Raw genomic sequence first — 19738 nt, forward strand, 5'->3', positions numbered from 1 at the left:
CCTCTGGAGACGCCCTGACATGCGAAATCCCGAACGGGCACGGTGATTGACGGACCCTCGGCAAACGTATAGCTCTAAGCCGACGGGGGCTCTAGTCTCGGGTCCCGCCCATGCGGCCGTTTGCGCACCCGCCGTCACACCGCCCCGGCTCGGGCCGGCTCGAGGAGGTTGCTTTGCGAGGATCCGCCCCGGAAGACGAGAAGAGATTCCACCGCCCCGCCCTGCGCAGATCCGCCACCGCGGTCGCGGCAGCGGTACTGCTGCTGCCGCTCCCGGGGGCGCCGTCCGCACACGCCGGGCCGCCCCGGACGGATGAACTTCAGCGAGCCTTCACCGACGCCGCCGCCCGCTTCCATGTGCCGCGCAGTGTGCTGCTCGGCGTCGCGTACCTGGAGTCCCGCTGGGACGCCCATGGCGGCGCGCCCAGCGTCTCCGGCGGCTACGGCCCGATGCATCTGACCGACGCCCGTACGGCGCTGGCGCGGGCCCCGGAGTTCAGCGAGGGCGACGAGGACGCCCGCGGCGACGGCGCGCGGCCCCGTAAGAACGTGCCTGCCGGGGGTGCCGCGAAGCGGGCCGTGGTGCCCGCGGAACTCCCCGCGCGGCTGCGGACATTGACGACGGCCGCCACGCTGGCCGGCCTTCCGGCCGAGCGGCTGCGCACCGACCCCGCGTCCAATGTGCTCGGCGGGGCGGCGCTGCTCGCGGCGGAACAGCACAAGCTGGGGCAGACCGCCGGCAGCGACCCGGCGCGGTGGTACGGGGCGGTGGCGCGCTACGGCGGCCAGGACGACCTGCGCGGCGGCCAGGCCTTTGCGGACGAGGTCTACGAGGTGATGCGCCGGGGCCAGACGCGCACGACCGACGCGGGACAGCGGGTCACGCTGCCCGCCACGCCGGAACTGACCCCCGACGCCACGCAGAAGAAACGTCTCAGCGAATCGGCCGCCAGGGCATCGGCGCCGCAGTCCGCTCGCACGCCGGAGTGCCCGCGGAGCGTCGCCTGCGAGTCGGTCCCGGCGCCGTACGAAGAGTTCGGTGACGGTGACTACGGCAACCACGACAAGGCGGACCGGCCCGACGACCAGCGGGTCAGCACCATCGTCATCCATGACACCGAGGGGTCCTGGGAGACGACGCTGAAGCTGATCAAGGACCCGACCTATGTGTCCTGGCATTACACGATCCGCTCCGCGGACGGTCTGATCGCCCAGCATGTGCCGACCAAGGACGTCGCCTGGCATGCGGGCAACTGGTACATCAACTCGCACTCCGTCGGCATCGAGCACGAGGGTTTCCTCGCCGCGCCGGACGCCTGGTACACGGAGGCGATGTACCGCACGTCGGCCCGGCTGGTGAAGTATCTGAGCCGCAAGTACGACGTGCCGCTCGACCGGCAGCACATCCTGGGCCATGACAATGTGCCCGGCACGACCACCGCCACGATCCCCGGTATGCACACCGACCCCGGTCCGTACTGGGACTGGGCGCACTACTTCACTCTGCTGGGCAAGCCGTTCAAGGCCGCCTCGGGCTCGCACGGCGGGCTGGTCACCATCCGCCCCCACTACGAGCGGAACAAGCCGGTCTACACCGGCTGCGAGAAGCCCGGTGACACCTGCGCACCGCACGGCTCCGCGGCGGTCCGGCTGCACACCGCGCCGAGTGAGAGCGCACCACTGGTCAAGGACGCCGGACTGCACCCGGACGGCAGTGACTCGACGAAGGGCGTGAACGACATCGGTGCCCGTGCCTCGACGGGCCAGCGGTTCGCCGTGGCGGGCCAGGCCGGCGACTGGACGGCGGTCTGGTACCTCGGGCAGAAGGCGTGGTTCCACAATCCGCACCGCGCGCCGACGGCGGTGAACGCCAAGGGGCTGATCGCCACGCCGAAGGACGGCCGGCAGGAGATCCCGGTCTACGGCCGCGCGTACCCGGAGAAGGACGCCTACCCGGCCGGGGTGCCCTACCAGGCGGTCTCGCCGCTGCCGTACAAGCTCGCCGCCGGCCAGAAGTACGCCGTCGGGGACCGGATGGCGGGCGACTACTTCTACGCCCCGACGTTCGATGTCTCCCAACACGCGATCGTGCGCGGCGAGGACGTCTACTACGAGATCCAGCTCGGCCACCGGGTCGGGTATGTGCGGGCGGCCGATGTCGATGTGCGGCGCTCGGATTCCTGAGCCCGCTCGCGCACCGTTCGGGTGAGCGCGTCGCGCCCGGTGGACGGCAGTGCCGTCCACCGGGCGCGCCGGTGTCCGCTCCGGAGCCGTGCCGGGGCTCAGCCCTGCTGGAAGAGCTCCGCCGGCAGCGGCTTGAGCAGCGCGTAGAGGTCGTCCGTGATCGGCCGGTCCCAGCTGGCGATGGTGACGAGTACGCCGTCGCTGCGGTCGAACTGGGCGCAGGAGATCCGGCTCTCGGAGCACTTGACGCGCTTGACGATCAGCAGGTTGTCCTCGTGCATCACGGGGGTGTCCTCGCTCTCGACGACCGTCACCGGCTCGTCGTTGCCGAGCGCCGCGAGCAGCTGTGCCACCTCGAAGGGCACCTGGTCGTCCTCCAGCTCGCGGGCCGGGGAGCCTTCGGGCAGATTGCCGATGACCATCGCGGGGCCGCGGCCGCCGAACAGGTCGTAGCGGAGGAAGACGCCCTGGCAGCTCCCGTCGGGCGCGGGCAGCAGCCCGGCCCCGAGATTGCCCGGCCAGTCCCCGGGGTCCATGGCGAGGACGTCGAAGTCAGGCCCGGCGGGCGTGGCTGCGCTGCGGCGGCGGAGGAAGGACATGCCGCCATCGTACGTGGCCCGGCCGGGCACGCGGCGCGGACGTCGGGGTGAGCGGCGCCCGGTGCGCGGAGCCGCCGCGTCCTCTTGCCGCTGGTCGTTGTGGTGGCTGTTATGCCTGGTCGGCCAGCGCGCGCAGCCGGCGCAGCGCCTCGTCGGTCGCGGCATACGGCACGAAGAGGTGATCGTGGTGGAAACCGGCGACGACATTGCAGCTGAGGCCCGCCTGGGCGAGTGCGGTGGCCACGGCGGCGGTCAGTCCGACGGCGTCCAGCGCGGAGTGCACCCGCAGGGTGATCCAGCCGGCGACATAGTCGTACGCCAGGCCCGCGCGGTCGGCCTCGTCCTGGTGGACGACAAGGGTGCGGCCTTCGGGCTCGGTGACGGTGACCACCGGTGTCAGACCTTCGGGGACCGTGCCGGGCACGGTCGCAAAGACAAAGCGGCCCTCGTTCCGCTCGGGACGCATCCCGCTCAGCAGGGCCCGGAGATCACGTTCGCCCGTCATGCGCCCCACCCTACGGGGCGCCGCCCTGCCCTTCCCGGCGCCGCTCGTGGTGGCGTGCGACCCGGGCGCGGTTGCCGCAGGAAGGGGTGCACCACTCCTGGCGGGCATGGTCCTTGACGAAGTAGCGCACACAGCGCGGGGCGGGGCAGGCCCGCAGCAGCGCCCGGTCGGGGCCGGCGAGGAAGTCGAGGGCGGCGCGGGCCAGCGCGGCGACGATCCGGTCGGCGGGCGGCGGGGAGCCGGCCGGGTGGTGCCGCACGGCCGGCGGCGCGCCCGGCTCCCAGCTGAGCCGGGGTGTCATGGGAACCAGGGCCGCAGCGGCATTCAGCCGGCGGAGCGCCTCCTCCTCCGGGAGCAGCCGGTGCGCATCGGCGGAACTGGGCGGCCCCGGCCGGACGGCGCGGGCGAACAGCGACCGGACCGCGGCCCGCAGCTCGCGTACGGCGGTGTGCAGCGCCTCGTCCGGGACGGCCGGGTCGGCCGCGCAGTCCAGCAGCGCGGCCCGCTCACGCACCCAGACCGCGAGCCCCTCCGGACCGGCCAGGTCGTCGGCGACGCCGCCGTGCCCGCGTCCGCGGCCTGGGCGGCGGTCGGCCCGGCCGACTGGTCGCGGCCGGTGAAGTACCGGGACGGCGAGCTGCGTGCCGCCCTGCTGTCCTGGTGGCGGGAATGGGAGATCCACACGGCGGACGCCCGGATCGGCCACGGTCCGCGGGACTGGCCACGGGAGCTGTGCCACCCTAGTCGGCGCTCCCGGCACCACCCTCCGGAAGGAGACCACCACTCCATGGCCCGCCCCGGTTCCGCCACGCCTCTCGTCCTCAACCTCTGGAAGGCGGGCCTGAGTTCGGTGCCTGCCGAGGTCTGGCGGCGCGACGACTGGGAGGTGCTGATCCTCGCCGACAACACCCTGGCCGAGATCCCGGCGGCACTCGGCCGGCTGCGGGCGCTGCACACCCTCGACCTCGGCCACAACGCGCTGACCGCCCTGCCCGACGAGATCGGCGAGCTCACCGGTCTGACCCGCTTCCTCTATCTGCACGACAACCGGCTCACCGCCCTGCCGGACTCGCTCGGCAGGCTGGACCGGCTCGGCTATCTCAACGTCGGCGAGAATCCGCTCGGCGCACTGCCTGCGGCGCTCGGCCGGATGGCCCGGCTGGTCGAACTCCGCGCCCAGCGAGCGGAGTTGACCTCACTGCCCGACACGCTGGGGCGGCTGGGCCGCCTTCGTGAGCTGTGGCTGGGCGGCAATGCGCTGACGGCGCTGCCCGCGAGCATGGCGGCGCTGCGCGAGCTGAGGGTGCTGGAGCTCCGGGACAACGCTTTCCCCGGCGTCCCCGAGGCGCTGCGCACGCTGCCGCTGCTGCGCCGGGTCGACCTGCGCGGCAACCGGATCGAGGTGCTGCCGTCGTGGATCGCGCGGCTGCCGTCGCTGGAGAAGCTGGATCTGCGCTGGAACTCCATGGATGACGGAGCGGAAGCGGTGTCGGCGCTCCGGCGGCGGGGGTGTGTGGTGCTCACCTGACGCTCGCGCCGCGGCCGGCGGGTCGGCCGGCGTCGTCGGACGGGCGGCCCCTCGCCGTTGCCGTGACCATGGCGCGAACGGATGATCGAAACGAAACGCCCCTGCGTGCCGTCTCGGAGCCCGGTGACGAGCGACAGCCCTAGGTGAGATCGAACTCCCCATCGCGGGCATCGAGGACGAACGCACGCCACTCGGCGGGGGTGAAGACCAGCGCGGGGACGTCCGGGCTGTGGCGGTTGCGCATCGCGATATAGCCCTCGACGAAGGCGATCTGGACGCCGCCCACGCCCTGGGTGCTCGACTGCCACTCGGCCTGCGTCAGGTCGAGATCAGGCTTGGGTCCGCCCGCGAGCCGCTGCTCGGTGATGCTGTCGGTCACGTGTCCCGCTCCTCCCGGTACGTCGTCCGCGTCAGCCTAACCACTGTGTCCGGGGACGGACAGGGGACATGGCGGGGCGGTGGAGTGGTGGTCCGGGAGGGGGCGCGCCGGGTCGGCACGCCCGCCCCCGAGGGGTGTCAGGTGGCCGGCCGGTCGGCGCCGACCAGCCACATCGAGAAGAACTGGGAGCCGCCGCCGTAGGCATGTCCCAACGCCGTACGGGCGCCGTCGACTTGATGACCGCCGGCCTGCCCGCGTACCTGGAGGGCGGCCTCCGCGAACCGGATCATGCCGGAGGCGCCGATGGGGTTGGTGGACAGCACCCCGCCGGAGGGGTTGACCGGGAGATCGCCGTCGAGTGCGGTGACGCCCGACTCGGTGAGCTTCCAGCCCTCGCCCTCCTCGGCGAAGCCGAGGTTCTCCAGCCACATCGGCTCGTACCAGCTGAACGGGACGTACATCTCCACCGCGTCGATCTGCCGACGCGGGTCGGTGATGCCGGCCTGCCGGTAGACGTCGGCGGCGCAGTCCTTGCCGGCCTGCGGGGAGACGAAGTCCTTGCCGGCGAAGAGGGTGGGTTCGCTGCGCATCGCACCGCCGTGCACCCAGGCCGCCGGGTGCGGTGCGCGGGCGGCCCCGGTGCGGTCGGTGAGGATCATCGCGCACGCGCCGTCGGAGGACGGGCAGGTCTCGGAGTAGCGGATCGGGTCCCAGAGCATCGGCGAGGCCTGGACCTTTTCGAGGGTGATGTCATTTTCGTGGAGGTGGGCGTAGGGGTTCTTGAGGGCGTTGCGGCGGTCCTTGTAGGCGACGAGGGAGCCGACGGTGTCCGGGGCCCCGGTGCGCCTCATGTACGCGCGGACGTGCGGGGCGAAGAAGCCGCCGGCGCCGGCCAGCAGGGGCTGCTGGAAGGGGACCGGCAGGGACAGGCCCCACATGGCATTGGACTCGGACTGCTTTTCGAAGGCGAGGGTGAGGACGGTGCGGTGGACCCGGGCGGCGACCAGGTTGGCGGCGACCAGGGCGGTGGAGCCGCCGACCGAGCCGGCGGTGTGCACCCGCAGTATCGGTTTGCCGACGGCGCCCAGCGCGTCGGCGAGATACAGCTCGGGCATCATCAGGCCCTCGAAGAAATCGGGGGCCTTGCCGATCACCACGGCGTCGATGTCGGCCCAGGTCAACTGGGCGTCGTCCAGGGCGCGTCGGGCCGCCTCGCGGACGAGTCCGGCGAGGGAGACGTCGTGGCGGGCGGCGACGTGTTTGGTCTGGCCGATGCCGACGACGGCCACGGGCTCCTTGCTCATCGCTCACCCTCCAGGACGGCGACCAGGTTCTGTTGCAGGCACGGGCCCGAGGTGGCGTGGGCGAGGGCGCGGTCGGATGCGCCCCGGTGGATGCGGGCGGCGGCCTCGCCGAGGCGGATCAGGCCGGCGGCCATGACGGGGTTGGCGGCCAGTGCGCCGCCCGACGGGTTGATGCGCACCGTGCTGTCCGGCGCGTCGAGTTTCAGGGCGCGGCGCAGCACGACCTCCTGGGAGGTGAAGGGGGCGTGCAGCTCGGCGGTGTCCACCATGGGGGCACCTCCCATGCCCTTGAGGCCATGGGGGAGCTCGAAGGCACCGGCGCGCTCGGCGGCGAGCCGGGTGGACGGCGAGTCGGTGAGGTCGCGGACGCCCAGGCTGTGGGCCTCGATGCGGTGGTCGAGGCCGCGGATCCAGGCGGGGCGGTCGACCAGCCTGCGGGCGGTGTCGCCGGCGGCGAGGACGACGGCGGCCGCGCCGTCGCCGATGGGCGGGCAGTCGCCGGTACGCAGCGGGGCGACGAGCACCTCACCGGCGGGCACCTCGCCACGCAGCTGGGCGTGCGGATTGGCCCCGGCGTCCGCCCGGCTGCGGGCCGCGATACCGGCCAGCGCCTGCGCGTCGGTGAGTCCCGCGTCGATCAGGGCCTGGGCCTGGAGGGCGGCGAGCGCGACGGAGTCGGGCCACAGCGGGGCGACGTAATACGGGTCGAGCTGCCGGGTGAGGACCTCACGGAGATCGCCGGGCGAGGACTTGCCGTACGCGTAGACCAGTGCGGTCTCCGCCTCGCCGGTGAGGATCTTCACCCAGGCCTCGTACAGCGCCCAGGCGCCGTCCATCTCCACATGGGATTCGGAGATCGGCGGCCAGGCTCCGACGCCGTCCAAGGCCATGGTGAAGGAGAAGGCCCGGCCGGCGAGGTAGTCGGAGGAGCCGGAGCAGGTGAAGTCGATGTCGCGGGCCGCCAGGCCGGTCTGCGCCAGGACATCGTGGAGCACCGGCATCAGCATCTCGACCTCGGAGGTCTCGGCGCTGTCGCGGACGTGATCACTCTGCCCGAAGGCGACGATGGCGACTTCGCGCATCAGATCAGCTCCTTGTAGCTGTCGTAGTCGGCATCGGGTTCGCCGGTGGGGCGGTAGTGGTCGGGGAAGCGGCCGCCCTCGGTCCAGACGGGTTCGACGCGCAGCCCCATGCGGACCCGGTCGTACGGGATGCCGCCGATGCGGGCGTGCAGCGCCAGGTCGGCGCCGTCCAGGGCGATATGGGCGTAAACGTACGGGACCTCGATGTCGAGGTTCCTGGCCTTGATGTTGACGATGCAGAAGGTGGTGACGGTGCCGCCGGGGCCGACCTCGACCTGGGTGTCGGTGGCGACACCGCAGGTGGGGCAGGCGCCGCGGGGCGGGACGTAGACCTTGCGGCAGGAGGGGCAGCGCTCGCCGACGATCCTGTGGTCCGTGAGCGCCCGGAGGTAGCGGGACTGGGTGCGGCCGGGCGAGTAGGTGTAGTCGAGCCGGGCGGGGGTGGTGATACCGGTGACGGCGTCGGCGAACTCTCCGGTGTGCGCGGCCGGCCGGCTGTCGTCCGCGGCGCTGTCGTCCGGCTCGAAGCAGGCAATGTCGGTGATCGCGCCGGTGCGCTCCGCGGCCCAGCGGACCCGGACCCGCATCCCGGTGCGTACGGCGTCCGGGCCGGGTGCGTCCAGTGCGTGCAGCAGTGCGGTGTCGGCGCCGTCGAGCCGGACCAGGACCCAGGCGAAGGGAGTGGTGAGCGGCTGGCCGCGGCGCGGGGACGGGTTCCAGGCCCAGGTGGTGACGGTGCCGCCGGTGCCGACCTCGACCAGCTCGCGGATCTCCTCGGCGGTGACCGGGTCGTACTCGGTGGGCGGTACGACCACCCGGCCGTCGCTCGCGGTGACACCGAGGACGGTGCGCTCGCGCAGCCCGGTGAGAAAGGCGCTCTGGACGGGGCCGAGCGAGCGGGTGAAGGGGAATTCCACGACGAGAGGCGCCGTGAGGACCTCTGACATGCGGGCTCCTTGGGTCAGGCGCGCCGGTAGACGGGCGGGCGCTTCTCGGCGAAGGCCCGGGAGCCCTCTTTGGCGTCGGCGGTGTCGAAGACCGGCCAGCCGCGGGCGAGTTCGGCCGCGAGCCCGTCGGTCTCGGTCATGTCGGCGGTCTCGTAGACGGAGGCCTTGACGGCTTCGACGGCCAGCGGTCCGCAGCCGTTGATCAGTTCCGCGATCTCCAGGGCCTTGTCCAGCGCGGTCCCTTCGGGGACGACATGGCCGATCAGCCCGATGCGTTCGGCCTCGCGCGCGGGGTAGGGCCGGCCGGTGAGCAGCATCTCCAGGGCGTGGGTGCGGGGGATCTGGCGGGCGAGGCGGACGGTGGAGCCGCCGATCGGGAACAGCCCGCGCCGGACCTCGAAGAGCCCGAAGGTGGCGCTCTCCCCGGCGACGCGGATGTCGGTGCCCTGGAGGATCTCCGTCCCGCCCGCGACGCAGTGGCCTTCGACGGCGGCGATCACCGGCTTGCGAGGGCGGTGATGCCGCAGCATCGCCTTCCAGTGCAGGTCGGGGTCGGCGCGCAGCCGGTCGCGGTAGTGCTCGCCGGCCATGCCGTCGCCCGCGAGGGCCTTGAGGTCCATTCCGGCGCAGAAGGTGCCGCCGGCGCCGGTGAGCACGATGGAGCGGATGCCGTCGTCCTCGTCGGCGGCGGTCCAGCCGTCGTACAGCCCCACCAGCATCGGCAGCGAGAGAGCGTTCTTCGCCTCCGGCCGGTTGAGGGTGAGCACCAGTGTCGCGCCGACACGCTCCACCGACAGATGTTCCGTGCTGCCCATTCCGTCCTCCCGTCTCGCGACGTAGAACAGGTTGCAGTAGGCGCACACCGACTTCAAGACCTTTCTGACAGGTAGTCAGATTTCTTGGCCGTGGCCCTTCCCTGCTCCTTCCGGCGGCGCTCTAATGACCGCCAAGCCGACGCCCGCCCGGTCTGGAGGAGACGTGGAGTACAACCTTGCCGACCTCTTCGAGTCGATCGTCGACACGGTCCCCGACCGCGAGGCGCTGGTGTACGTCGACCACCCCGGGACCGGCGCCGAACGGCGCCTGACGTACGCCGAGCTGGACCGCGCGGCCAATCGCCTGGCCCACCACCTCGCCGACCACGGCATCGGTCCCGGCCGGCACGTCGGACTGCACCTCTACAACGGCGTCGAATACCTCCAGGCCGTCTACGCCTGCCTGAAGATCCGCGCCGTCCCGGTCAACGTCAACTACCGCTACGTGGAAGAGGAGTTGACCTACCTCTACCGGGACGCCGACCTGGCGGCGCTGGTCTTCGACGCGGAGTTCACCGCGCGGGTGGCCGCCGCCCTCCCCCAGGCGCCCGGTCTGCGGCATCTCGTACGCGTCGGCACCCCGCCGGCCGACGCCCCCGAGCCGCGGATCACGCCCGTCGCGCTCGCGGACGCCGAGGCCGCCGGTTCCCCCGCGCGCGGCTTCGGCCCGCGCTCCGCCGACGACCAGATCGTCATCTACACCGGCGGCACCACCGGTATGCCCAAGGGCGTGATGTGGCGCCACGAGGACCTCTTCTTCGCCGGGATGGGCGGCGGGGCACCGACCGGCGAGCCCGTGCGGCGACCGCAGGAGCTGGCCGAGCGGGTGGCGTCCGGCGGTGAGGGGATCGTCTTCTTCCCCACTCCACCGCTGATGCACGGCACCTCCACCCTCACCGCGTTCATCGCCTTCCACTTCGGCCAGAAGGTCGTCGTCCACCGCAAATATGTGCCCGAGGAGGTGCTGCGCACGATCGAGCGGGAGCAGGTCACCAGTGTGTCGCTGGTCGGCGATGCGATGCTGCGCCCGCTGGTCGACGCGCTCGCCGGGCCGCTCAAGGACACCGACTGCTCCTCGCTGTTCAGCGTCAGCAGTTCGGGCGCGATCCTCTCCGAGACCGTACGCGCCCAGTTCAGTGCGCTGGCCCCGCACGTCATGCTGCTCAACAACTTCGGCTCCTCCGAATCCGGCTTCAACGGCACCGCCACCGAGGACTCGGGCCCCGCCAACGGCTTCCGGCTGCGCGTCAACTCCCGTACGGCAGTGGTGGACCCCGCGACCCACGAACCGGTCCCGGCCGGCGAGGTGGGCCGTATCGCGCTGCACGGGCATGTCCCGCTGGGCTACTACAACGACCCGAAGAAGACCGCCGAGACCTTCTTCGAGGCGCGCGGTGACCGGTGGGTGCTGCTGGGCGATATGGCCACCGTCGACGCGGCAGGCATCGTCACCGTCCTCGGCCGGGGCTCGCAGTGCATCAACTCCGGCGGCGAGAAGGTCTACCCGGAGGAGGTGGAGCAGGCGCTGAAGGCACATCCGGACGTCTATGACGCGCTGGTGGCGGGCGTGCCGGACGAGCGGTGGGGCAACCGCGTCGCGGCCGTGGTCCAACTGCGCCCCGACGCCGCGCCGTTGGACCTCGCGGGCCTCCAGCTCCACTGCCGGACCCGGTTGGCGGGCTACAAGATTCCGCGCGCCGTCGTCTTCACCGACCACATCCAGCGTTCGCCCAGCGGCAAGGCGGATTACCGCTGGGCGAGAGCGGTGGCGGCGGGCGAGCGGACGGGCTGAGCCGGACGGGCCGCCGGGCGCGGCCGTCGGTCAGGCTTTGTCGCAGACCGAGCGCAGCGAGCGGGCCAGCGCCGCCGTGTGCAGCCCGTCCAGGTGCCGCTCATGGCGGACCTGCGCGGCGGCCACCGTCAGCAGCGGAGTGCAGTACGGCGCCGAGCGGACATGCGGGGAGCGGGCGATGGCCCGCACCAGCTCGCCGTTGATGCGGTTGATCTCCTTGCGCACCTCGTCGAGGTCGGGTCGCGTGGTCGGCGCCTGCGCGGGATCCGCGTGCCACCGGCGGTGCAGCCCCCGCTGCACGACCTTGCTGGCCTCGATCTGGTCCCGGAAGATCCGCACCGTGGCCGCCGGATCGGCGCCCAGCCGCCGGGCCTGATCCGCCACCGCGTCCAGCACCTCCTGCTCACGGGCCGGGTCGTCGATCGGACCGCCGGTACCCCACTTCGCCGCGGCCACCAGATCGCCGGTGGCCAGCCGCTCCGCGGACAGCCCGGCGAGCGGGCCGAGCCGGCCGTACACGGAGTGCGCGGTGGCAGCAGCCGGGGTGGTGGCCGCGGCCGACGAGACGGGGGCCTTGACCGGCGGGGCTGCCGGAGCCGCGACGGCCCCGCCGGTTCCGGTCAGCAGGACGGCGGCGGCCGCTCCGGCGGTCAGGGCGCTCCGCATCGAGATGATCAGCTGCACGGTCGGCCTTTCTCGAACCCCGGGAAACCCCCGGGGAGTTCAGCGGCGGCATCGGCCATGAGCCTAACGGCCGTCCGTCATCCCCGGCGGGCGCGCGACGACAGCCCCGAGACGGACGAGGCGGCCGGGGCACCGTGGGCCCATCCGGCGAGGGCCGAGGGCGTGTCGTGCGGGCCACGGCGGACCCCGCCGGGACCCGCACGACACCGCGCGGCAGGCTACGGGCGCGGCGCGAGGAACGAGTTGACCGCGGCGAGGAACTCCCCGGGGCGCTCCTCGTGGACGAGATGACCGGCACCCTCCACCGTCACCAGACAGGCGTCCGGGATCCGCTCGACCAGCTCGGCGAGGTGCTCCTGCGGAATATGGCTGGACTCGCCGCCGCCGATGACCAGGGTCGGTGCGGTGATCTTCTCCAGCGCCTCCCACCACACGGGGTCGGGCGCATTGCGCTCCGCCACCACGGCGACCTTGGCCTGCCAGTCGAACGGCTGCGGACCGGCCGGCTGCTCCGGCACCTCCTGCGGCGGATCGGCGGGCCGCGGCGGCGCCACTTCCTCCAGGATGAGCCGGTCCACCAGCTCGGGCCGGTCCGCGGCCAGCAGCAGCGCGGCCACCGCGCCCAGCGAGTGCCCGATGAGGATCACCCGCTCCAGGCCGAGTGCCTGGAGGAAGCCGATCGCATCGTCCCGCCACCGTTCGAAGCCGTACGCACCGGGCCAGTCGCTGTACCCGTGGCCCCGCTGATCGAGGGCGTAGACACGGTGGGTACCGGCGAGCCTGCCGACCACACCGCGCCAGTCCTCGCCGTCCTCCCCGAGGCAGTGGAGCAGCACGGCCGGGGGCGCGTCCTCCTCTCCCCACACCCGATACGCCAGCTGGACCTCACCGACCTGCACTTTCCGGACGTCACTCATGCGCTGGACGCTACCCGGGAGGTGTCGGCGCCACGCCCCTTGACGTGTTCGCCGCGCGCTGATTACTTGGACCAGCATGCGGCTACCGAATGATCGGTAGGGACACGAGGCGGTGAACTCCATGCCGGAAGCGGCTATGGGCAGTGAGACGTTCGACGATGCGGAACGACTCTCCGCGGAGGCGTTGCACACCCTGCAACTGACACGGCTGCGCGCCTCGTTGCAGCACGCCTATGACCACGTCCCGTTCTACCGGGAGTCCTTCGACCGGGCCGGGGTGCATCCGCAGGACTGCCGCTCGCTCGGCGACCTCGCCCGCTTCCCGTTCACCGTCAAGGACGATCTGCGCGCCCAGTACCCCTTCGGGATGTTCGCCGTCCCCAAGGAGCAGGTGCGCCGGCTCCATGCCTCCAGCGGCACCACGGGCCGCCCGACGGTCGTCGGCTACACCGAGCGCGATCTGTCGCACTGGGCGGATGTCGTCGCCCGTTCCCTCCACGCGGCCGGCGGGCGGCCCGGTCACACCGTGCATATCGCCTACGGATACGGGCTGTTCACCGGCGGGCTGGGCGCCCACTACGGCGCGGAGCGGCTCGGCTGCACGGTCGTACCGGCGTCCGGCGGGATGACCAGCCGGCAGGTGCAGATCATCCAGGACTTCCGGCCCGAGATCATCATGGTCACGCCGTCCTACATGCTCACTCTGCTGGACGAGTTCGAGCGGCAGGGCGTCGATCCCCGTACGACCTCGCTCAAGGTGGGCGTCTTCGGCGCCGAGCCCTGGACGCAGGAGATGCGCCGCGAGATCGAGGAACGGTTCGCGATCGACGCCGTGGACATCTACGGCCTGTCGGAGGTCATGGGCCCGGGCGTCGCCCAGGAGTGTGTGGAGACCAAGGACGGGCTCCACATCTGGGAGGACCACTTCTATCCGGAGGTGGTCGACCCGATCACCGGCGAGGTACTGCCGGAGGGGGCGCACGGCGAGCTGGTGTTCACCTCCCTCACCAAGGAAGCGATGCCGGTCATCCGCTATCGCACCCGGGATCTGACCCGGCTGCTGCCCGGTACCGCGCGGGCCGCCTTCCGCCGGATGGAGAAGATCACCGGGCGCTGCGACGACATGATCATTCTGCGGGGGGTCAATCTCTTCCCCGCACAGGTCGAGGAGATCGTGCTGCGGACGCCCGGGGTCGCCCCGCACTTCCAGCTGAAGCTGACCCGGGAGGGCCGGATGGACCGGCTGACCGTGCGCGCCGAGGCCCGGCCGGACGCGAGCCCTGAGGTGCGCACGGTGGCCGCCGGGCTGATCGCACGCGGCGTCAAGGACGGGATCGGGGTCACGGTCGCGGTGGAGATCGTCGACCCGGAGACCCTGGAGCGCTCGGTCGGCAAGATCAAGCGCATTGTGGACGCCCGGCCGCGGGATTCGGCCTAGGGAAGCAGCAGGCCGGCGAGGTCGGCGAAGGCCGCCCGGACGGCTTCGGGGTTCTCGATCCACGGGAAATGGCCGGCTTCCCCGATCCGGCGGTGCAGGATGCGCGGACCGTGGAAGCCGGGCTCGTCCTGCCAGAGCCGCTGGTCGACGATGTGGTCCCGGCTGCCGCTGACGATCAGGGTCGGCAGGGTCCGTGGTGTCCAGCGGGCCCGGTAGCTGTCGTCGAAGTGGGCGTCGGCCCAGGCCACCGCGCCATGGCAGTACGGGAGGCCCGCAAGGAGGGCCCGGCCGTCGGCGGCCGCGGACGGGCTGAAATTCCATGGCGCGGCGGCCAGCGTCAGGGCACGCAGGGTCTGGTCGTCCGGCTGCCGGGCATGGCGCTCGGCGGCGGTGTCGACTCCGGGGAGCGGGTGGTCCTGGGCGTAGCGGGCGAAGGCGGGGCGCCAGCCGGCGTGCGGGGCGCTGCTGATCAGCGCCAGGCCCGTGAGCTGTGCCGCGAGTTCCGGGACGGACAGCAGGAACATGCCGCCGGTGGAGTGGCCGACCATCACCACGTCGTCCAGCGCCTGCGCGGCCTCCGTCAGGACTCCCGGCCAGTGGGCGTAGGGGTCGGCGGGAATCGCGGGACGGTCGCGGTTGGAGCCGTCGCCGGGCAGATCGACCAGCCAGGCGGCTCCGGGGACCTGGGCCGCCGTCACCAGGCCGTGCAGGGACTCGGAGCCCAGCCCTGGTCCGCCGGGCACGAAGAGCCAGTTTCCGCGCCCGGCACCGGAGGTGACCTGGCGGAGCCGGACTCCTGACGCCGTCCACCGCTCCTGCCGCACCGCTCCCACCGCGCTCTCTCCTTCGGACGGTCCTGCGTTGCCCTGCCCCGGGGACGATAGGCGCCGCGGACCGCTGCGCGCCCGGCATTTGTGTGTGCGGTGCCGGGAGCGCGTCGCCCCGCCGCACGGCCTCCCGACCGTACGGTCCGGCAGGCGGGCGCGGCTCCTCGCAGGCGGGCGCCGGTGGCTCACGGGCGGGCCCCGGTCCCGCGCCGCGTCCGCGGGGCGGCGGTCGCCTCAGGCCGTCGTCGGGTCCCCCGTAATCAGGGCGAACGGGGCCCCTGCCGGGTCCCTGAGCATGGCCAGCCGGCCGACGCCCGGGGCGTCGGTGGGCGGGATCAGGACCGTGGCGCCGCGGCCGGTGGCCGTGGCGAAGGCGGCATCGCAGTCGGTGACGCCGAAATACGGGTGCCACTCGGAGGTCGAACCGGCCTGTAGATTCTCCTTCGGCAGCTGCATGATGCCGCCGTGCCCCGAGTCGTCGTCCTTGCCGCCGCCCGGTGCGGAGACGACGGAGTAGACCGTTTCGCCGCCCATCGGCATGTCCTGGTGGCCCCAGGAGAAGACCGAGTGGTAGAAGTCCTTCGCGGCGGCCGCGTCGGTGGTGTACAGCTCCGTCCAGCACAGGGAGTTCGGCTCCATGACCGTCTCCAGGCCCTGGACGTCGCCCGGCTGCCACACGGCGAAGTCGCCGCCGGTCGGGTCGGTGAAGGCGGCCAGCCGGCCCGCGGTGAAGACGTCCATCGGCGGGACGCGCACCGAGCCGCCGGCCTGCTCCACCGCCTTGACCGTGGCGTCCGCGTCAGGGGTCTGGAAGTACACCGTCCAGGCGGAGCCGGCGCCCTCCTCCATCAGCGGGCCCACGGCAGCGACCGTCCTGCCGTCGAGCTGGAAGAAGCCGTACCCGCCGGCGTCCGGTCCGGCCGACTGGAAGGTCCAGCCGAACACGGCGGCGTAGAAGGAGACGGCGTCGTCGATGTCCGGGGCCCCGAGGTCGAGCCAGTTCGGGGTGCCCGGAACGAAATTGGTCGTCAGCATCGGTGGTCCTCCGTCGCACGGATGGGTGTTCAGGGCTGTTTCGCGCCGATTCCCAGCATCGCAGGGGGCACTGACAGTCGCCCTTCGCGCACGCCGTGCCGGGCCCGGCTCAGGGCGCGCCGAACCGTGCCCGCAGCTCCCGCTTGAGGACCTTGCCGCTGGCGTTGCGCGGCAGCGCGTCCACGAACACCACCCGTTTGGGCGCCTTGAACGGCGCAAGGCGCGCGCGGGCCGCCGCGATCAGCTCCGCCTCCCCCGCTTCCTCCCCGCCGGCCTCGTCCCCGGTACCGCCCGCACCGTCCGTACGCCGTACGACCACCGCGGTCACCGCCTCGATCCAGCGCTCGTCCGGCAGCCCGATGACCGCGACCTCGGCCACCTGCGGATGCTCGTAGAGCACGTCCTCCACCTGGCGGGAGGCGACCAGGACGCCGCCGGAGTTGATGACGTCCTTGACCCGGTCGACCACCGTGAAATAGCCCTCGGCGTCACGGACGGCGAGGTCGCCGGAGTGGAACCAGCCGTCCCGGAACGCCTCGGCGGTCTCCTCCGGCTTGTCCCAGTAGCCGGTGCACAGTTGAGGGGAGCGGTAGACGACCTCACCCCGTGTGCCGTCCGGTACCTCCCGGCCCTCCTCGTCCACCACCCGGGCCTCGACGAACAGCACCGGACGCCCGCAGGAGTCCATCCGGCCCTCGTGTTCGCCGGGGCCGAGCACAGTGGCCAGCGGCCCGATCTCGCTCTGCCCGAAGCAGTTGTAGAAGGCGAGTCCTGGCAGCCGGGCGCGGAGCCGCTCCAGGACCGGCACCGGCATGATCGAGGCACCGTAGTAGGCCTTGCGCAGCCCGCTCAGCTCCCGGGTGGTGAAGCCGGGGTGGTGCGACAGCGCGATCCATACGGTCGGCGGCGCGAACAGGCTGTCGGCCCGGCCCGCTTCCACCAGGTCGAAGATCTTTCCCGGGTCGGGTCCGTCCAGGATGGTGTTCTCCGCGCCCACCGCCAGGTAGGGCAGCAGGAACACGTGCATCTGCGCGGAGTGGTAGAGCGGGAGCGAGTGAACCGGCCGGTCCGTCTCCTTCAGGTCGAGGGCGACGACGGCGCTGGTGTACTCGTGCACCAGGGCACGGTGGGTCATCATCGCGCCCTTGGGCAGGGCGGTGGTGCCCGAGGTGTACAGCAGTTGGACGAGGGCGTCGTCGTGCACTTCGGCCGCCGGGACGGCGGCGTCCGGCCCGGCGGCGTCCGGCGCGTCGTGGGCCGCGAGCCGCTCCAGCAGCCCGTCGGGCGCCCCGTACAGGGGCATGGTGCGGACGGAGTCCGGCAGCCGGTGCGCGAGCGCGGCGTCGGTGAGCACCAGCGCACTGCCCGACTGCTCCAGGAGGTAGCGCAGATCCTCGCCGGTGAGGCTGTGGTTGACCGGCACATGCACCAGTCCGGCTCGGGCGCAGGCCAGAAATCCGATCAGATACGCATCCGAGTTGTGGCCGTAGGAGGCGACCCGGTCGCCGGGCCGCAGGCCGTCCGCCCGCAGCACCCGGGCCGCGGCGGTCACCGCGTCGTCCAGCGCGCGATAGGTCCAGGCCCGGTCCGCGTACCGCACCGCCGTGCGACCGGGCACCCGGCGGGCGCTGCGCCGCAGGACTCCGTCGACCGTATTGCTCCGCGCTTGCGTCATGGCGCGATCCTCGGCGGCCCCGCACCCCGGGTCAAGGCGCCCGACCGGAGTGCGGCACGGCAGCAGCGCCCGCGCTCGTGCTGCCGCCGGCTCCCCGTCGCCCGCCTCGGGTCACTGCCGGGGCCCCGCCGCCCGCCGCATGTCACGGCCGGCCTCCGCCACCCGCCTCGTGGTGCCGCGGTTCCCCGGAGGGGAATACCGACCGCTTGGTACGCTCAACCGCCTTTGCTCTCACGTCCATTGGGAGGAATCATCCGTAACCGTCTCAGAGCTCTTCCACTCGCCGGGGTGGCACTGTACGCGGCCGGCCGGATGGCCCCGGAGCGGTTCCGCGCCAAGGACATCGCCGCTGCGCCCGGTCTGCGGGTGCTGCACGTGCGCCCCTGACGGCCACGGCAGGCGATGCCGCGGCGGCCGGTCCCCGGAGGGGTGGGACCGGCCGCCGGCGGCTGTCCGGGACGCATGGCTACACGGCGCGCTCCCGCCCCTCCCAGTACGGGTCGCGCAGCCGGCGCTTGTAGAGCTTGCCATTGGGGTCGCGCGGCATGACGGTGATGAAGTCGACCGACTTGGGCCGTTTGTAGCCGGCCAGTTGCCGCGCACAGTGGGCCAGGAGCTCGGCGGCCAGACCGGGCCCCGGCGCATGGCCCTCGGCGGGCTCCACGACGGCCTTGACCTCCTCGCCCCAGTCGTCGTGCGGGATGCCGAAGGCGGCCGCGTCGGCGACGGCGGGGTGGCCGAGCAGGGCGGATTCGATCTCGGCGGGGTAGATGTTCACCCCGCCCGAGATGATCATGTCGATCTTGCGGTCGCGGAGGAAGAGATACCCCTCCGCATCCAGATATCCGAGGTCGCCGACGGTGAAGAAGTCACCGATCCGGTTCTTCTTCGTCTTCCCCTCGTCCTTGTGGTAGCTGAAGCCGCCGGTGTTCATCTTCATGTAGACGGTGCCGAGTTCGCCCGCGGGCAGCCGGTTGCCGTCGTCGTCGAAGACGGCCAGTTCGCTGATCGGCCAGGCCTTGCCGACCGTTCCGGGCCGTTTGAGCCAGTCCTCGGCGGTCGCGAAGGCACCACCGCCCTCGCTGGCCGCGTAGTACTCCTCGACACAGCCGCCCCACCAGTCGATCATCGCGCGTTTGACGTGGTCGGGGCAGGGTGCGGCGCCGTGAATGGCGTGCCGCATCGAGCTCACGTCGTACGCCGCGCGGGCCTCCTCGGGCAGTGCGAGCAGCCGGTGGAACTGGGTGGGCACCATATGCGTGTGGGTGCAGCGGTGCGCGTCGATCAGGGCCAGCATGCTCTGCGGCGTCCACTTGTCCATCAGGACGAGGCGGTGGCCGAGGTGCAGTGAGGCACCGGCGAATTGCAGCACGGCCGTGTGGTAGAGCGGCGAGCAGACCAGATGGACATTGCCGTCGAACGGCTTGATGCCGAAGATGCCGAGGAAACCGCCGAGGTGGGCGTCCTCGGGTGCGGTGCCGGGCAGCGGGCGGCGGATACCGCGCGGGCGCCCCGTGGTGCCCGAGGTGTAGTTCATGACCCAGCCCAGCGTCCGGTCCGCGGGTGCGGACTCGGGCTGCCCGTCGAGGAGCTGGGCGTACGGGCGGAAGCCGTCGATGTGACCGACGGCGTGGCGCTGCGGCCCCGGCAGCTTCGCCTCGTCCGCGGCGTGCCGGGCCGCCTCCGCGAACCGCTCGTGCGCGATCAGCACCTTCGCCCCGGAGTCGGCGACGATCCAGGCGATCTCCGGGCCGACCAGATGGTGGTTGACGGGGACGAGATAGAAACCGGCCTGGGACGCGGCGAGATGTGCGGTGAAGAACTCGACGCCGTTGGGGAGGACCACGGCGAACGCGTCGCCGCGCTCCAGACCCGCCGCGCGCAGCCCGTGGACCAGCCGGTTGCTCGCGGCGTGCAGCCGGCCCGCGGTCCACTCCTCGCCGTCCGGGGCGATCAGGACCGTACGGTCCGGGTCGGCGGCGGCCTGTGCCCAGAAGCCGTTGGGCGGTGGGGAGTCTTGGGTCATTC

General features: G+C 72.3%; 18 protein-coding genes. 4 read left to right on the forward strand and 14 right to left on the reverse strand.

What is annotated here, in order from left to right; all coding sequences use genetic code 11:
* Positions 1-173: 173 nt before the first annotated feature.
* The gene (locus tag IF67_RS0116900; RefSeq protein WP_030986467.1) at positions 174-2183 is read left to right on the forward strand and encodes an N-acetylmuramoyl-L-alanine amidase; all 2010 of its coding nucleotides are present in this window, start codon (positions 174-176) and stop codon (positions 2181-2183) included.
* Between the two features lie 98 nt (positions 2184-2281).
* Here IF67_RS0116900 and IF67_RS0116905 read toward each other — a convergent pair whose 3' ends face one another.
* The 3 genes from IF67_RS0116905 to IF67_RS0116915 form a co-directional block, all read right to left on the reverse strand.
* Complete coding sequence (locus IF67_RS0116905; protein WP_030986469.1) at positions 2282-2782, reverse strand: hypothetical protein; 501 nt, start codon at positions 2780-2782, stop codon at positions 2282-2284.
* A 109-nt stretch (positions 2783-2891) separates the two neighbouring features.
* Positions 2892-3287 (reverse strand): ACT domain-containing protein, encoded by a 396-nt coding sequence (locus IF67_RS0116910; RefSeq protein WP_030986470.1) that lies wholly within the window; start codon positions 3285-3287, stop codon positions 2892-2894.
* 10 nt (positions 3288-3297) lie between these two features.
* Positions 3298-3831 carry a CGNR zinc finger domain-containing protein gene (locus IF67_RS0116915; RefSeq protein ID WP_420708678.1) on the reverse strand — a complete coding sequence of 178 codons (534 nt, stop codon included), beginning with the start codon at positions 3829-3831 and terminating at the stop codon, positions 3298-3300.
* A 243-nt stretch (positions 3832-4074) separates the two neighbouring features.
* On the opposite strand from IF67_RS0116915, the gene IF67_RS0116920 reads away from it, so the two are divergent.
* A complete protein-coding gene (locus IF67_RS0116920; RefSeq protein ID WP_030986472.1) occupies positions 4075-4815 on the forward strand; it encodes a leucine-rich repeat domain-containing protein in 741 nt (246 codons plus the stop codon).
* Positions 4816-4954: 139 nt separating this feature from the next.
* On the opposite strand, the gene IF67_RS0116925 is transcribed toward IF67_RS0116920, so the two are convergent.
* From IF67_RS0116925 to IF67_RS0116945, 5 genes are all read right to left on the reverse strand, one after another.
* The gene (locus IF67_RS0116925) at positions 4955-5194 is read right to left on the reverse strand and encodes a DUF397 domain-containing protein (protein WP_030986473.1); all 240 of its coding nucleotides are present in this window, start codon (positions 5192-5194) and stop codon (positions 4955-4957) included.
* 137 nt (positions 5195-5331) lie between these two features.
* Positions 5332-6498 carry a thiolase domain-containing protein gene (locus IF67_RS0116930; protein WP_030986474.1) on the reverse strand — a complete coding sequence of 389 codons (1167 nt, stop codon included), beginning with the start codon at positions 6496-6498 and terminating at the stop codon, positions 5332-5334.
* Positions 6495-7580, reverse strand: a complete 1086-nt coding sequence (locus IF67_RS0116935; RefSeq protein ID WP_030986475.1) for a thiolase domain-containing protein — start codon at positions 7578-7580, stop codon at positions 6495-6497. Before IF67_RS0116935 ends, IF67_RS0116930 begins: the two co-directional genes overlap by 4 nt.
* A complete protein-coding gene (locus IF67_RS0116940) occupies positions 7580-8527 on the reverse strand; it encodes a Zn-ribbon domain-containing OB-fold protein (protein ID WP_030986478.1) in 948 nt (315 codons plus the stop codon). Before IF67_RS0116940 ends, IF67_RS0116935 begins: the two co-directional genes overlap by 1 nt.
* 14 nt (positions 8528-8541) lie before the next feature.
* Entirely contained in the window at positions 8542-9342 is an 801-nt protein-coding gene (locus IF67_RS0116945) for a crotonase/enoyl-CoA hydratase family protein (RefSeq protein ID WP_030986480.1), read from the reverse strand.
* Between the two features lie 163 nt (positions 9343-9505).
* On the opposite strand from IF67_RS0116945, the gene IF67_RS0116950 reads away from it, so the two are divergent.
* Positions 9506-11134, forward strand: coding sequence for an acyl-CoA synthetase (locus IF67_RS0116950; RefSeq protein ID WP_030986482.1), 1629 nt, complete (start codon positions 9506-9508; stop codon positions 11132-11134).
* A gap of 30 nt (positions 11135-11164) precedes the next feature.
* On the opposite strand, the gene IF67_RS0116955 is transcribed toward IF67_RS0116950, so the two are convergent.
* Both IF67_RS0116955 and IF67_RS0116960 read right to left on the reverse strand, forming a co-directional pair.
* Positions 11165-11818 carry a chorismate mutase gene (locus IF67_RS0116955; RefSeq protein ID WP_030986483.1) on the reverse strand — a complete coding sequence of 218 codons (654 nt, stop codon included), beginning with the start codon at positions 11816-11818 and terminating at the stop codon, positions 11165-11167.
* Between the two features lie 218 nt (positions 11819-12036).
* Positions 12037-12735 (reverse strand): alpha/beta fold hydrolase, encoded by a 699-nt coding sequence (locus tag IF67_RS0116960; RefSeq protein ID WP_030986485.1) that lies wholly within the window; start codon positions 12733-12735, stop codon positions 12037-12039.
* A 121-nt stretch (positions 12736-12856) separates the two neighbouring features.
* Between IF67_RS0116960 and paaK the strand changes: the two genes are divergently transcribed.
* On the forward strand, positions 12857-14173 hold the full coding sequence (gene paaK, locus IF67_RS0116965) for a phenylacetate--CoA ligase PaaK (RefSeq protein WP_030986490.1): 1317 nt from the start codon (positions 12857-12859) through the stop codon (positions 14171-14173).
* Here paaK and IF67_RS0116970 read toward each other — a convergent pair.
* The 4 genes from IF67_RS0116970 to IF67_RS0116990 form a co-directional block, all read right to left on the reverse strand.
* Positions 14170-15006, reverse strand: coding sequence for an alpha/beta fold hydrolase (locus IF67_RS0116970; protein WP_199812737.1), 837 nt, complete (start codon positions 15004-15006; stop codon positions 14170-14172). The two genes, paaK and IF67_RS0116970, sit on opposite strands and share 4 nt — an antisense overlap.
* Before the next feature lie 228 nt (positions 15007-15234).
* On the reverse strand, positions 15235-16035 hold the full coding sequence (locus IF67_RS0116975) for a VOC family protein (protein WP_030986492.1): 801 nt from the start codon (positions 16033-16035) through the stop codon (positions 15235-15237).
* A gap of 109 nt (positions 16036-16144) precedes the next feature.
* Positions 16145-17710 carry a fatty acyl-CoA synthetase gene (locus IF67_RS0116980; protein WP_030986494.1) on the reverse strand — a complete coding sequence of 522 codons (1566 nt, stop codon included), beginning with the start codon at positions 17708-17710 and terminating at the stop codon, positions 16145-16147.
* A gap of 466 nt (positions 17711-18176) precedes the next feature.
* Positions 18177-19736, reverse strand: a complete 1560-nt coding sequence (locus IF67_RS0116990; protein ID WP_030986495.1) for an acyl-CoA synthetase — start codon at positions 19734-19736, stop codon at positions 18177-18179.
* Between the last annotated feature and the right edge of the window lie 2 nt (positions 19737-19738).

This window comes from Streptomyces sp. NRRL S-1813, from assembly GCF_000719605.1.
GTDB classification, from domain to species: Bacteria; Actinomycetota; Actinomycetes; order Streptomycetales; family Streptomycetaceae; genus Streptomyces; species Streptomyces decoyicus.

Bases quoted from the DNA above. Each gene is read 5' to 3' on its own strand.
- IF67_RS0116905 (WP_030986469.1), bottom strand. From the start codon at position 2,782: ATGTCCTTCCTCCGCCGCCGCAGCGCAGCCACGCCCGCCGGGCCTGAC.
- IF67_RS0116910 (WP_030986470.1), bottom strand. From the start codon at position 3,287: ATGACGGGCGAACGTGATCTCCGGGCCCTGCTGAGCGGGATGCGTCCC.
- IF67_RS0116920 (WP_030986472.1), top strand. From the start codon at position 4,075: ATGGCCCGCCCCGGTTCCGCCACGCCTCTCGTCCTCAACCTCTGGAAG.
- IF67_RS0116930 (WP_030986474.1), bottom strand. From the start codon at position 6,498: ATGAGCAAGGAGCCCGTGGCCGTCGTCGGCATCGGCCAGACCAAACAC.
- IF67_RS0116935 (WP_030986475.1), bottom strand. From the start codon at position 7,580: ATGCGCGAAGTCGCCATCGTCGCCTTCGGGCAGAGTGATCACGTCCGC.
- IF67_RS0116940 (WP_030986478.1), bottom strand. From the start codon at position 8,527: ATGTCAGAGGTCCTCACGGCGCCTCTCGTCGTGGAATTCCCCTTCACC.
- IF67_RS0116945 (WP_030986480.1), bottom strand. From the start codon at position 9,342: ATGGGCAGCACGGAACATCTGTCGGTGGAGCGTGTCGGCGCGACACTG.
- IF67_RS0116960 (WP_030986485.1), bottom strand. From the start codon at position 12,735: ATGAGTGACGTCCGGAAAGTGCAGGTCGGTGAGGTCCAGCTGGCGTAT.
- paaK (WP_030986490.1), top strand. From the start codon at position 12,857: ATGCCGGAAGCGGCTATGGGCAGTGAGACGTTCGACGATGCGGAACGA.
- IF67_RS0116975 (WP_030986492.1), bottom strand. From the start codon at position 16,035: ATGCTGACGACCAATTTCGTTCCGGGCACCCCGAACTGGCTCGACCTC.
- IF67_RS0116980 (WP_030986494.1), bottom strand. From the start codon at position 17,710: ATGACGCAAGCGCGGAGCAATACGGTCGACGGAGTCCTGCGGCGCAGC.
- IF67_RS0116990 (WP_030986495.1), bottom strand. From the start codon at position 19,736: ATGACCCAAGACTCCCCACCGCCCAACGGCTTCTGGGCACAGGCCGCC.